Source organism: Streptomyces sp. NPDC059371, assembly GCF_042751995.1.
In the GTDB taxonomy this organism is placed as follows: domain Bacteria; phylum Actinomycetota; class Actinomycetes; order Streptomycetales; family Streptomycetaceae; genus Streptomyces.
In genome coordinates, this window is sequence record NZ_JBHYXD010000089.1 from 22,366 (window position 1) to 35,558 (window position 13,193).

At 66.9% G+C, this 13,193-nt stretch carries 9 protein-coding genes; 6 read left to right on the forward strand and 3 right to left on the reverse strand.

What is annotated here, in order from left to right; genetic code table 11:
- Window positions 1-276: 276 nt before the first annotated feature.
- Window positions 277-1,119: a DNA translocase FtsK gene (locus ACFXGX_RS33745; protein WP_384799016.1), complete on the reverse strand. Its 843-nt coding sequence runs from the start codon at window positions 1,117-1,119 to the stop codon at window positions 277-279.
- A 34-nt stretch (window positions 1,120-1,153) separates the two neighbouring features.
- On the opposite strand from ACFXGX_RS33745, the gene ACFXGX_RS33750 reads away from it, so the two are divergent.
- From ACFXGX_RS33750 to ACFXGX_RS33775, 6 genes are all read left to right on the forward strand, one after another.
- Window positions 1,154-1,708, forward strand: a complete 555-nt coding sequence (locus ACFXGX_RS33750) for a hypothetical protein (protein ID WP_384799019.1) — start codon at window positions 1,154-1,156, stop codon at window positions 1,706-1,708.
- A 974-nt stretch (window positions 1,709-2,682) separates the two neighbouring features.
- Window positions 2,683-5,070 carry a hypothetical protein gene (locus ACFXGX_RS33755; RefSeq protein WP_384799022.1) on the forward strand — a complete coding sequence of 796 codons (2,388 nt, stop codon included), beginning with the start codon at window positions 2,683-2,685 and terminating at the stop codon, window positions 5,068-5,070.
- A gap of 804 nt (window positions 5,071-5,874) precedes the next feature.
- Window positions 5,875-6,615, forward strand: coding sequence for a hypothetical protein (locus ACFXGX_RS33760; RefSeq protein ID WP_384799025.1), 741 nt, complete (start codon window positions 5,875-5,877; stop codon window positions 6,613-6,615).
- 125 nt (window positions 6,616-6,740) lie between these two features.
- Complete coding sequence (locus ACFXGX_RS33765) at window positions 6,741-8,165, forward strand: radical SAM protein (protein WP_384799028.1); 1,425 nt, start codon at window positions 6,741-6,743, stop codon at window positions 8,163-8,165.
- Window positions 8,131-10,704, forward strand: a complete 2,574-nt coding sequence (locus ACFXGX_RS33770) for a CHAT domain-containing protein (protein WP_384799031.1) — start codon at window positions 8,131-8,133, stop codon at window positions 10,702-10,704. Before ACFXGX_RS33765 ends, ACFXGX_RS33770 begins: the two co-directional genes overlap by 35 nt.
- 8 nt (window positions 10,705-10,712) lie before the next feature.
- The gene (locus ACFXGX_RS33775) at window positions 10,713-11,192 is read left to right on the forward strand and encodes an NUDIX domain-containing protein (protein ID WP_384799034.1); all 480 of its coding nucleotides are present in this window, start codon (window positions 10,713-10,715) and stop codon (window positions 11,190-11,192) included.
- A gap of 263 nt (window positions 11,193-11,455) precedes the next feature.
- On the opposite strand, the gene ACFXGX_RS33780 is transcribed toward ACFXGX_RS33775, so the two are convergent.
- The gene (locus ACFXGX_RS33780) at window positions 11,456-12,076 is read right to left on the reverse strand and encodes a hypothetical protein (protein WP_384799037.1); all 621 of its coding nucleotides are present in this window, start codon (window positions 12,074-12,076) and stop codon (window positions 11,456-11,458) included.
- A 658-nt stretch (window positions 12,077-12,734) separates the two neighbouring features.
- The coding region (locus tag ACFXGX_RS33785; RefSeq protein ID WP_384799040.1) for an RHS repeat-associated core domain-containing protein at window positions 12,735-13,193 on the reverse strand (459 nt) is incomplete at its 5' end.

Consider the following 13,193-nt stretch of genomic DNA (forward strand, 5'->3'; position numbering starts at 1 on the left):
GACGAACAGGAGCCTGTCTCTGGACCCGGTCGCCCGCGCGGCGCGCGGGCGCAGCATCGGCCGGTGCGTACGGCGGACGTGCGTGCCGGGCGCCGGGGCGCAGGGCGCAGGGCGCAGGGCGCAGGGCGCAGGGCGCAGGGCGCAGGGCGCAGGGCTCAGTAGACAGGGTCTAGAAACCACGATCGGTCTCCTTAGTGAGGAGATCCGGTCGCGGCGTCCGGGCCAACGGATGTGCGAAGTGGCCCGGGCCGGTGTGCCCGGGCCACTTCGCGTGAGTCAGTCCTGAAGGACTGGTCCGAGGTCGGCGCGCAGCTCGCGGAGCACGTCCTCGTCAGCGCCGATGGGCACGAGGACCTCGCGGGCTTTGCTGCCGTCGGCCGGGCCGACCAGGCCGCGCTCTTCCAGCGCGTCCAGCAGGGCGCCGGCGAGTGCGAACCCGACGCGGAGTTTGCGCTGGAGCATCGACTGGGATCCGAACCGGGTGGTGATCACCAGGTCGGCGGCCGGCATCAGCAGTTCGGCGTCGACTCCTGCGGGCAGCTGCTCGCCCTGCGGCTGTCCCGGGTGGGGGACAGCGGTGATGTCGGCACCTGCGGGGGCGTAGACGCCGTGTCGGGGCTGACGGAGCTTTCCGTCGGCGACCAGGTCGCTCAGGGCGTCGCGGATGGTGCCGACCGCGGCGTCGACCTGCTCTCGGACCTCCTTGGCCGTCATCTCCCGGTCGACGACCGCGAGGATCTTGTCCTTGACGCTGCTCTTCTCCGGCTTGCGGGCCGCCGGTGCGGGCGGGGTGAACGAGCCGATGAATGCCGCGCCGCTCCCACCGTCCCCGTCGTCTTCCTTGCCGGTGCGTGGGGGCATCGTCCACTCGTGCCACAGTCCGAACTGGGCGAGGGCGTCGGTCTCGCGGTCGGTGAGCGTGTTGATGGCGCCGCTGGCCGGGAAGATGTCGGCGAGTCCGTCGGGGGTGCGGCCCTCGCGGGCGAGGACGTCCGTCATCTGCGCGATGTCGTCGCCGAACACGTGGTCTCCGGTGAGGAAGTTGAACTCATCCAGGACCAGCGTCAGAGCCGGGTAGGGGGAGTGCGGGGAATAGCCGTGGCCGGCTTCCTCGTTCATCTGGCCGCGGGTATCCATCAGGGCGACCGCGGCCTTGAGCAGCCACCAGGTGAAGACCGAGTTTGGCTCGCTGGATGTCTCCGGCCCCGTTGGTGATGACGCCGATCGTCCACGCGGCCGCGCGCAGACGGGCCAGACCTTCGAGGACTTCGGTTCGGCAGGTGACGTTAGCCGCCATGAAGTGGACGTAGTCCTGGCAAAGCTGCGCAGCGGGCACTTCCAGACCAAAGGCTTTCCGCAGTCTGGCGAAGTCTGCGGCGTCGGCGCGTTCGGCCAGCTCGGTGCGCAGCCAGCGTTCGGCATCTGGTGTGAGGGCGTGGGTCCGACACAGGCCGGTCATGGCGTCGCGGAACGCCGACTGCCGGTCGTTGGCGTTCCGTTCAGGTCGAAGAGAGCAAGGCGCTGCACGTCAGCGAGCCCGTCGGCGGTTCCTGGCAGTCTGCTGCGGCGCCCGCATGCCGGGCGGATCAATGGGGTGTCCCATGTGGCGGGTTCTTGGAGCAAGCAGTCGCCCACCGACGGGATTCATGGCGTCGTCCGCCCGACGTGCCGTGGATTCCGGGCCCGTTCCTGTTCGGATCGTTTGTGAAGCCGCGAATTCAGCATGGAGGCGTCGGATCGTGACGGCGTGTCAGACTACGCCGGGCTTTGCGACACGTGTGTCCGGGGGCCGTTCGGGGTCCGGAGAGAACGGTAAGGTGGCCCCCAGCGTTGATCGAAAAGAAAAGTGGCCCCGTCGACCGGCCTTGGACAAGCCGGGAATCGGGGCCACGTGGCCGCAGGACCTTGTAGGAGGGGTCCTTGAGCCTGCCGAGCACCCTTTTCGCGATAAGAAAGGTGCCGACGTGATCAGGGTACCCGCACCCGTCACCCGACACACAGCACCCCGCCGTGGGGCCAGCAGCCATGCCGGTTGCTGGTCCTTCGACGGGGCGTTCGCACTGTCTGCGGGCACCCCGGTTCGCCCCTCTGTTGAGGGGGCCGGGATGACGTAAGCCTTCAGGGGCGGCGCCTGCTGATGCAGGTCTTCTGGCCGCCCCGGCCGCTTTCCTGGTGATTACCAGTCACCAGGTCCAGCGTCCATCTGCTCTCCGTGAGGTTGCCGCCTCTTGGAGGAGCTGCCCGCCCCGGTTGCTGCCGGTTGCGAGCGGTTCGATCTCGGTTCTGCCCGAAACCAACGAAGAGCCAAATGGCCCTTCGTCATGTCCTCTCCCATACGCGAGGAAGACACATTCCCATGTTGCAGCATCGTGCTGCCCTTTGTCAGCTCAGCCGTGCCCGTTTGGCGCATTTTGCGTCGTCTGGTCAGTCACAGTTTCGCGCTCACCGAAGCTTTCTGCTATTTCGGGCGCCTGTACGGGTGCTCTGCGCGGACCACCCGAAGGTGTTGCGGTGAGCGCCGCGGCGGTAGTTCCGTCCCCTCGGTCACCGGCCCGGGTCGGCGTTGCGGAGCTCGTGCCGCTTGTGTTCGCGGCTGAGTTCACCGATAGCTCGGTCGGCACTGCCCCGGTTCGGGAGCTTCGCCGTCGGAGGCCGCGATCGGTTCCGGACTTCGCTGGGCCGGTGGCGCCGTTGGAGCTGGGCAACCCGCTCCAACTCACGAAATCGATGCGCGCTCGGCTACTCGCCGCGGTACGCGCGTTGGCAGCCTCCCCGGCACTGGAGGGAGCGTCGGACGGTGCCCGGCTGGCGTCTGTCGTCCTCACCGCGAAGGCGAATGTCCGCAACGACTACAGGACGTCGATCTGGGCGGCGGAGCTCGGCCGATGGCTGGGGCTGTCGCAGTCGACGGTCGCGCACACGGTGCTGCCGGAACTGCGCCGTGCCGGGGTCCTCGGCTCGATCGTCGCGACGAACGCCCTCGGGCATACGACGGGCCTGGAGTGCTGGGTGATCCCGATGTACCGGGCGCAGAAGGCCGGCGACCGGCGGCACACTCTGGCACTGTCGCGGTCGGAACTCGCTGTGCTGCTGCGCCTCCTGGAGGTGCTGTTCGGTCCGGGCTGGGCGCCCAGGGGTAGACCGCCGGTCCCGGCCGGGCGACTGGCCGAGCGTACGGGCCCAGGGGCGGCGACCGATCGGCTCGGTCTGCTGCTGATGGTGCTGACGACGGGTTCGTCGGGCTGGCTGCAGTTGTGCTCCGGGCCGGTGGAGACCGGGCGGGGGCGACCGGCAGCGACGGTCGCGCGACTGCTGGGCCTCAAGCCGGCTGGCGGAGCGAAGGTGCTCGCGCGGCTGAGGAAGCTCGGGGTCGCCGAGGTCGTGCGGCAGGGGACTGGCTCGGGTATGCACGCGAAGTCGCGTGTGCGGCTGGTGCCTGTGGCAGAAGCGTACGGTCGTATCGTTGAGGAGGCTCGCGAGGCGGCCAGCTCCCTGCTTTCCGACCTCTCCGGTACTGCATCCGGAGATCTTGAGATCGGGGAGACGCCCAAGTCCCCTGTCGTTGCTGGAGATTCGTCTCGCGGGGAGAGCGAGAACGCGGAATCGGCAGACCTCGCCGCACCTGCACAGCACCACGCTTCCCACGCTTCTGTGGCTGCTCACAGTGGTTCCGCTGAGCTCTCTGGTGGGTTTTCCGGCGAAGCCCGTAGGGGGGAGGGTGATCTGCCGGAGCACGCAGGCGCGCGTAAGGACCGGCCTGCCCACGACGGTAAGACCGTCGTCCTGCCGATGCTTCCGCAGGCTGAAGTAGGCCCGCTGCGCGGGGAAAAGCCCAAGGATTCCCCGGTTGACGCGCAGGGTGGGCCGCGTATTGCCGGTGACTGCGCAGGTAGCCGGTCGAAGATTGCGGGCGGTGGAAAGCCGCAGCCGCAGCGGAGGGGCGGACTTCCGGATGATCTTCGTCTGCGGGTGGCTCTGAGGCCGGTCGCGGGGCTATGGGCGCGGCTGAGCGGCTGGCAGCGAGACCAGGTTCAGGCGGCAACGACGAGGGAACTGACTCAGTTGGCGGGCCTGTTGGTGGAGCCGGACACGGCGCCGCAACTGCTGGCTGACCGGCTCACCGACCGCCTGCAGGAGACCCGCGGCGAGGCCCTGGTCAACAGCCCGTACGGCTGGCTGATCCGACGGGGCCTGGTCCAGCGGCAAGCCTGCCCGGACCTGCGGTGCGACGATGCGATCCGGCTGGATACCGGCGGCGACTGCGACACTTGCGGCAACGTCATCCACCTCCGCAGAGCCCACCGCGCCCGAATTGCGGCGAAAATCGACGAGGAGCTGCCCGGTATCGGGGAGCGCGAGCGCCGCCAGGTCCTCGAGGAACGGCTCCGCGACACAGCGGCCCACGAGGCCGAGAACCGCGCGTCGCGGCGCGCGCAAGTACGCGATGAACAGGCCCGCCGTGATGCGGGCCGTACAGCCGCCCGGGAACAGGCGGAACGCGAGCACCAGGCCGCTGCCGCCGTCGAAGCGGCGCGACATGCGCTGCCCTGCGAGAACTGCGGCCTGCCCGAAGCGGCGGGGCTGTGCCCAGCCTGCGCCTATCGGCGGCGTGCCGAAACTCTCGTGCGGGAAGCCGTCGACCTGGCCGTCTCAGTACGCGCCGACCTCGCCGACACAGCCGCCGTTGGCGAACTGATCCAGCAGTGCGACAGGGACACCCGCGCCTTGCTCGAAGCGGCGTGCGAGAGCGCCTGCGGCAACGATGCCGACCCGGGACTGCTCGCGTACACCACACAGCAGGTGGCGCGCCGCATCAGGGACGAGCGACGCCAGTCGGCGCTGCACCGACTGAAGCGGTCCGAACAGGCCAGGGCAGAGGCCGACACCGTGTACCAGACCTACCGTCGGCGCCACGGCCACAGGACGAAGCAGGATGCCGAGCAGGCTGCGGAGCTAGCGGGGCAACGAACCGCCGACGCCCTACTCGGCCAGCTCCTTAGCCAATTGGACACCGTCCGCAAGCACGAAAGGGCGACGTTTCCGGACGGAGGGCGGCGGTGTCGGGCATGACCGACAGACAGCGAGAACAACGTGCCACCACTCCGTCCGGGGCACCCCGCCTTCTCTGTGGCGATTCTGACCGCCTTCGACGAACCCCCACAGCCGGGCTCATCGAAGCCATTGAGGGCGACGACGACGCCCGCGGTCTCGAACCCGACGACGACGAATGCCCAGTGGCGGTTGCCAGAACTGGTGATTGCTGCCTTAGGAACGGGGCTTCAGCAGTTCCTGGGCGCCGGTTTCGGTGTCGTAGCTGCGCAAGGTGGTAAGTCGGACCGACACCAGCGGCGCCGGCAGCACCTCGGGGACTCGCCGATCGGCGAAGGCACCGGCCCGCCGGGTCCGACCAAGGGTGACGTGCGGGCTCCAACGTCCAGGTTCGTGGAAGGGGTTGAGGCCGGCGGGTGGAATGTCCGAAGCGACCACCTCCCACACCCGGCGATGCAAACTCGCCAGCGCAGAGTCATGCCCAACGCCCAGCCCAGCACCGAGGTGGGCCGTTCGAAACGGACCACACCGGTAAACCGCAGGGGTAGCGCCACCTACCCGTCGTCCCCGCGTCTGCGGGGTAGCTCGTCGCCGCGATCCGGGCCCGGCGCGACGCGGGCGTCGTCCCCGCGTCTGCGGGGGTAGCTCGCCCTGTACCGGCGAGCCGGGATCGCGATCCCGGTCGTCCCCGCGCCTGCGGGGGAGGGTAGCTCCAGCTTGGCGGGGCACATGGCGTGAACTGGGGGCGCCTTACGGAGCGCTGTCCCAAAATCGCACTGGGTATGCCACGCTGATGCAGCGGGGTGGCCGAGTCGGGGGTGGTCTGTGGCTGCGATCCATGAGCAGTACGTCGATGAGATGCGCCACCAATTCGGCTACTTGGCAACCTGGCTGCCAGGAACATCCATAAATCTGGGTGATGTTGGGGTCCTTGACGGACGACGCTTCAGTTCCCACACCAACCTCGCGGCGTTAGAGATTGGCTTCACGTCTCAGCCGGCGCGGACCGTTGGCGATCTCGAGTACGCGTCGGCAGGGCAGGTCGACGTTGAATGGCACGGCCGCGGAGGCCTGCTGAGCGGAGTCCCCGTCGGAGCTGACGGGAGGGTGACCGTCTCCTTCAAGCGATCCCATGCCACCTTCTTCCAGGCGAGTGGCTGCGTCACCAGGGCGATGGCCGATCTGCCTGCGGTCGAGCGATCCCTCATCGGCTTGGGCAAGGTCGAGTGGCGGCGCGAGTGGGTTGTGGTGACGGAAGTCGTGAAGGCGCGATCGGCAGCGGTCATCGTCTCGAGCAGGTCCGGCGGCAGGCTGGATCTGCGGCTGCAAGGCGGCGGTGACGGAGGTTCGCTTGCGGCTTTGGCGTCGCGGCTGCAGGTTGCCTCGGAAGCGGGCATTGCGGCGAGGGTGCTGACGGCTTCAGGCCTGACACCGCTCTTCAGGGTGTGTCAGCTCCGTGGCGGCTTGGTACGGCGGATGACACTGGTTTACCGCGGTCAGAAGGAGGACAGCGGGGCGCATCCGGGCGGAGCAGGTCGTGAGCTGGGCGAGGTTGAGTCTCCGTGATGGGCGGGGCATGCACGCTAACAGACGTAGAGCGGGCCGTTGAACAAGCTCTTTCCTCGCGTCGTTGTGTTCTGGAGCTTCGCCGGGCACAGGTGCCGGCCCGGCCGGATGCACTGTCGGGGGCCGTGTCCGCGGCCCTGTCCACGGAGCCGTCCGGCGGTGTTGAACCCCACGACGGGGCGAAGGTGGTACTGCCGTTGACGGTGGGGGGCAGCAGCGGCCTTGCAGTGTTGTCGGCCACCGGTGAGCGGGTGCGCTGTCACAGGGTGGTGCCAGTTCAGGGCGGGCGTTTCGTGCACGGTTCTGACAATGGCGTGTTCGGCCGGTGGAACGCTTTGCTGGCGGTGTCGCCCGCGGCATCCTCGCGGATGATTCGGGCGCACGGCGGCGAGTTCATTCCTGGCCGTCTCGACGATCACGTGGAGCGGCTGCGCGCCGTGGCGCGAGGAGAGAAGCGGGGTCCTGTTCAGGTCGATTTCGATGTGAGTATGGCGTGCCCGTCTGCTTGCTCGTTCTGCTTTTCCGCTCCCTATCGTGCGACCCGCAAGGATGGGCGCCTGCTGGATGGCGATCTCCTGCTGGCGCTGATCCGGCAGTGGGCGGGGGAGGGTGTGAGGGTGGTTCGCTTCGACGGCGGGGGTGATCCTCTGACGCATCCACGGCTGCCGGAGGCGTTGTCGTTGTGTGCGCGGCTGGGGATGGATACGGCTGTGCTGACGGCGGGGGACTTGCTGTCTGAGGCCTTGGTCCCGGTGTTGCTTGCGGCTCGGACGTATCTGCGGGTGAGTTTGAATGCCGCCTCGGAGGAAACGCGTCGTCTGTTGCACGGCCGGCAGTCGGGGGGTGCCCGACTGGCCTCGATTCTGCGGGTGGTAGATCTTCTGGTGCGCCGGCGGGCGCAGGAATGGGGTCCGGCGGCGGCTGTGGAGATGCCGCTGGGAGCGACCTCGATGATCCATCCGGCGAATGTGGGAGAGGTCGCCGCATTGGCCTGCCTGGTACGCGACATCGGGTTTGATCACTTGTCGTTCCGGGTGGTCCTGGGTCAGGACCACAAGGTGATGTTCTCGAGCGAGCAGGCTGAGTCTTTGAAGGCACAGTTCGCGGAGATACGGCGCACGGTGGTGAACGAGAGCTTCCAGGTGTTTTTACCCACGCGTGATTTGACGGACACGGGCTATGTGCCCAGCCGCTACTTCACTGTCTGTCGTGCTTCCACTCATCGTGCTGTGGTGGAGGTAGGGAGCACACCCGACCGGGCGGCAGTGGTGCCGTGCGGTCGTTACCGAGGTGAGGGCTTCCGTTCGTCGCAGCCCGGCAGGCACAGGGTGGTGTTCGGTGAATTGGACGGGACCGACAGCCTGGCCGGCTTACATGCCAGTCCAGGAAGCCGGCAGCTGCTTGCCGAGTTTCCTCAGCGGTGCGGCGACTGCATCGACCGGTCGATGAACACGGCACTCGAAGACATCGCCGGGTTCCTGCAACAGTCACCCGGGGCACTGTTTCATCCGTTCGATGCTGATGCACCGGGAGATGATGCCCGTGCGTGAGTACCTGGACTTCCGCGTGGAGGTCTTCTCCGTCCACGCCGCCGAGTGGGTGGTGCATGCTTCCTGTCCGCTGGGAGAGACACGCAGTACGACGGCGGTACCGATCGACCGCGCACGGATTGACCAGCTGGTGGCGGAGCTCGACACGCGGACCATCAGCGCAGGGGCATGCTTTGAACTGGGTACGCTGCTGGGCGGCTTGCTGCTCCCGGGCGAGGTACTCGATCTTTTCCGGGCGGCCTTTCCGGCCAACACCGATCCATCTCAGGGAATCCGGCTGAGGCTGATCATCCGCGACAGCTGGGCCGCGAGCCTGCCCTGGGAACTGGCTCATGTCCCGCTGACGGCTGCCGGCGAAAGCACCCCCTACCTGGCCGTCCACCCGGCGGTATCCATCCTGAGGCACGAGGCGCTCCCAGCCCCGCAGCCGATGCTCGAGGCAACCGAGGGCCCTCTGCGTGTGCTGTGCGCCAGCGCTCGCCATTTACCGGGCCTGGACCCGCTCAATGCCACTGATCTGGCGCAGCCCGCACTGACCAGCCTGGCAGAACTGCACGTTGAGCGACTGCCGGATCCGGTGTCCGCCTCGTCGCTGGAAGAAGCCCTGTGCACCCCGTGGGATGTCTTCCACTTCGCCGGCCATTCGCTGCGCCGGCCGCGCATCGACGGGACGCAGATGGCGGGGCTGGCGATCGCAGACGACCGTGGAGAAAACGCACTGCTGTCGGCCGACCGCCTGGCCCTGCTTCTGCAAGCGGCGAAGGTGAAAATCGCCGTGCTCGGCACCTGCAACCCCAACCAGGGACTGGGCGAACATCGCCTGGCGCTGGGAACGTTCTTGGTGGAAGCGGGCATCCCAGCCGTGGTGATCATGCAGTTTCCGGTGGAGGACTCACACGCTGCCGCTTTCAGTCTGGCCTTCTACCGAGCGCTGTCAGCCGGGGCCTCCTTGGACGAGTCTGTCGCCGACGGCCGGCGCACGATCCTGGAACTGGGCATCCTCACCGACTGGTCCGCTCCGGTCACGTTCTGCCGGTCCACACGCGACACCTTCTTCACACGCCGTGGGGACACGGCCAGCGGCCACACTCCGTCCTACCGGGCCGGCCACGCAGGCATGGGACCTACGGAGGATACGCAGGGGTGGGACGTACTCCGCAGGCTCTGCGAGCAGTGGGAACCCTCCGCCTCCGTCGATGAACGAACAGAGATCACCCGCCTCACCACCCTGCGGCGGGCCACAACCGGTCCCAACAGCGCCCACATATCTGCCCTGGTGAAGACGCTCGGTGAGGCCTATCCCGGCGCTGTCCCGGAAAATGAGTTGAGGACGAAACTCCACCTTCTGGATCGACGCAAACTTGCCGCGCTGGTGCGGGAGGCAAATCACAACCTGGAAGAGGAGAATCGCAACGAACTGTCACGGTTCATAATCGCCGGCCCCAGACCAGCAGAAGCGTCCTACCGCCTGCAACGCCGCCCCGTGGCTGACCTGATCGAGCGTTCACCCACCGCGCACGGCAAGCTCGACTACCACCTGCGGCTCGCCTTCGGACTCTACGACGTCGGCGACTACAAACAGAGCACAGCCCATCTCATCGACCGTCTGGAATCCTCCCACCGCAACAACGGCCTGCTCACCGTTCCCGAACACGCCCTGCTCTTCTACTACCTGTCCAAATCCCTCCTGAAGCTCAACCGGTACAGCGAACTCCTCTCCGTCCTCGAAGGCCCCTACCGCAAACTGTCACACAGCGTGCTGGCCGATCTAGAGGTGGAACGGCTCCACGTCGCCGGAGTCAGGCACCGCCATCTCGGTGAACTGTCACCCGCACAGACCTGCTTCGAACGCGCAATCGGCACCCTGAAAGTCACCCCAGAGGCAGCTAGAGAACCGGCCGTGCTGAGCAGCCTGGGCGACAGTTGGGTCCTGCTCGCGCAGTGCCGGCTGGAACAAGCACTGGATCACTCCATGCCATTGATCGTGAGGGAAGCCGCCCTCGCGTCCGCAGAGGACGCCTTGCACAAGGGGACAGCGCAGTTCACCGAACTGCGCAGAGTCACTGGTGTCGCAACCCACTACGAAGGCCGCCTCAACGGCACACACGCCTACACCACCCTGGTCAGCAGCCTGATCAGGGTCAACTCCGTGACAGCCGCGATGTGGGACCAGGCACTGCGCTTCGCTGAAGCAGGCTTCACCCCGGAACGGGACCGGAAACCCTTCGGGATCGTCGCCGGTAAGTTCGCCCTCAGCAGCGTCCTGCTCGCCTGTGCACGCTGGCACTGCCTGGCCAGAGACGGATCCGGCAGCACCCAGGCAAGAGCCCACATCGCTCAAGCCCTCACTCTCCTGAAATCCTTGCGCACCGACCACATGGAAGGAAGACGCGTCCACTTGGGCCCGCAATTCGAAATACCAAAGATTGAACTTTCCACACGTACCGCGAATGAACTCGCGGCACGTCAAGACATCACCAGCACCGACTTATGGCACGAGATGGCCTCGCGCGAGGCCGTCTGGAGCCCCCTGGTATGAGAGGCCCTATGTTGCAGCACACAGGACTGAAGACCAAGCCCACCCGTGTCCAGAAGGCAAACCACAGCCTGTACATGGCCGCAGCCTTCGCTTTCGTCTTCTCACCGGACGGGAAGCTTCTGCTCCTCAAAGAGGATGAGAAGAAGCGGAAGTACATGTGGGACCTTCCCGGCGGGACCCTGAGCAACAGCGAGGAGCCACTTCACGGCCTGCACCGTGAAGTCCGGGAGGAAACCGGACTTCATATCGACCTCATGTCGCCGACATGCTGGCTCAAAAGGGATTTTCACGAGAGTGGAAACCCCATCCTCGTCTCCTTCTACCTTGCAACCTGCAGGACCTCCCACGTGACGGTCTCGGAAGAGCACACCTCCTATCGCTGGGTCACCCCGGTGCAATACATCAACGAACAGCTCAAAGTGTCCGCCGAAGAACCCATCGTGGTTGACTGCTTCACCCGCTATCGAGAGCTCGCCGCGCACACATGAAATGCTGCGCGGCAGTTCCTCCTCGAGGCGCTGCGCATCCTGAAGCCGCGGGAACGAAGGACCAATGCCTCAGTGAGTCAACCGCGCCTACACGGCTGGACGGTCCGGGGCGGGAGTAGCAGGCGCCCTCCCGCCCGCAGTCTCTCCCCCGGGCCACGACCGAACGCCCGCCGTCACTGGCACGCCGTTCGCCTGGCGCTGCGTGTGGGGCATCAACCCGCGCTGGCATATGCCACAACGGTGTTCTAGAACAGGAGCGACCGTTAACCCCTAAATTCGACCCGCCAATGATCGCGGTGGGCCGAGACAGCGGCCTCCCTTACCGTGGTCGGCGCGGCCCTCTCGCGGCGATTCGTTTCCTGGTCCTCGAGGACCTTCTCTGCAAGGAGGACCTGGTCGTCGTTCATGGGGCCGGAAGCGCCGTAGCGGGTCTCGATGGCGTCGCTGGTGATCCGGGAGATGACGAACTCGCCGCCGGCGTTCACGGCGACGTCGACACCCCGCGCGGGTGTCCAGCAGTAGGGCTGCTCGGACAGGACCAGGACCGCGGAGTGCTTGACCTTGCGGCGGGCGTGCGCCGGCCGCCGTGCTCTTCGCCGCCTCGACGAGCTTGCCCTCCACGTTGTCCATCTCGCGCGGGACGCGAACTCGAGGCCGATCGCGGCCCGCTCCTCGTTCGAGGCCACTTCGGGGAGCGTGCGGGTCTTGTCGTCGAACAGGCCGCCCGCGATGGAGTCCCGGGCGGCGACCGGCGTGACGTCTGCGGAGCGGAAGACGCTGTGGCGCGGCTTGTAGCACCACAGGGGCGAGCACCTGGTCCCGCTCGGGGGATGTGCGCGGCAGAGTTCGGCGTCGGCCTGGCGGACAATCCCGGCCGACCTCACGAGGAGGTCCTCGTACCAGGATGTGCTACGTCCGGTGCCCGATGCTCCGCGACGGAACTTCGTACGAGTCCTGTCCCTCCGCGGCGACTTGAGACTTTGGTGTCCCGCGGACAGGTGCGGAATCAGCACTGCCGCAAATACGCCGGAGCCGACACGACCGACGCTTCCAACGAAGGCCCCTCAGGCGCCCACACGCTCGATCGAAGAGATCGGGGCACCTCCTCCCGCGGAGGATGTCGGCTACCGAGGAGTCCTGACGGGTCCCAGCAGTTCGATCTGTTCGATTCTTTGTCAGGAACGATCCTAAGGAGAAGGGCTTTCTCAGGGCGGAACATGTCGAGCTGCAAGCCACGACCACGGGCGACACCCTCGGCCGCTCACTATGAATCAGTGTGCCCTCGCTGGGGGTGCCATCGAGGGGGAGGGCCTGCCAGCGTCTTGAGCTGCTCGGCTCGGACAAGGTCTGCCCAGCCGCTTGCAACGCCCCATCAGTTCAGCACGCCACGACCGTTGATCGTCACCGGCAACGGGCTGCGGTGGTCCAGATCAGTGCGCGCCGTCCCCTGCCGGGCTCCGGTACAGATGTGGCCCCCGCCCAGTGCCGGGCGGGGGCCACATTCACGACAGAGACCGGCAGCCTAAGGGCCGCCAACTGTGCCTACGCGCACTGCCCTCGGCCGTGGTAGTGGGTGTACTTGCGGCAGATGCGCTGCTGCGACTGGTGGGTAAGGGCTTGGTTGTAGTCCCTGAGGTACCGGTAGTTCTGGCTGTACTTCCTCACCGAGTAGACGAAGTCGTACACGCCCAGGGCCCCACCGCCGCAGGAGGCAAAGCCTCTCCAACGAGTCCAGCAACTGCGCGCCCGGAATCGCTTGAGGGCCTTGATCCGACGGATGGGCAGGATCGACACGGCGATTTGGGCGCCGTACCAGTAGTGCCGGAAGTTCGGATTGCGTTGCCAGCGGTGAACAGTCCCGCACCACCGCCAGCACCACTGACGCCCGTCGAGGTCGTACTTATCTACGGGGTCGGCGGTGACGTATTCGTAGGGGTTGGCGTTGCCGCCGTGGACGGGGTCGGTGGACAGGAAGCGTCCGGTGGTGGGGTTGTAGAGGCG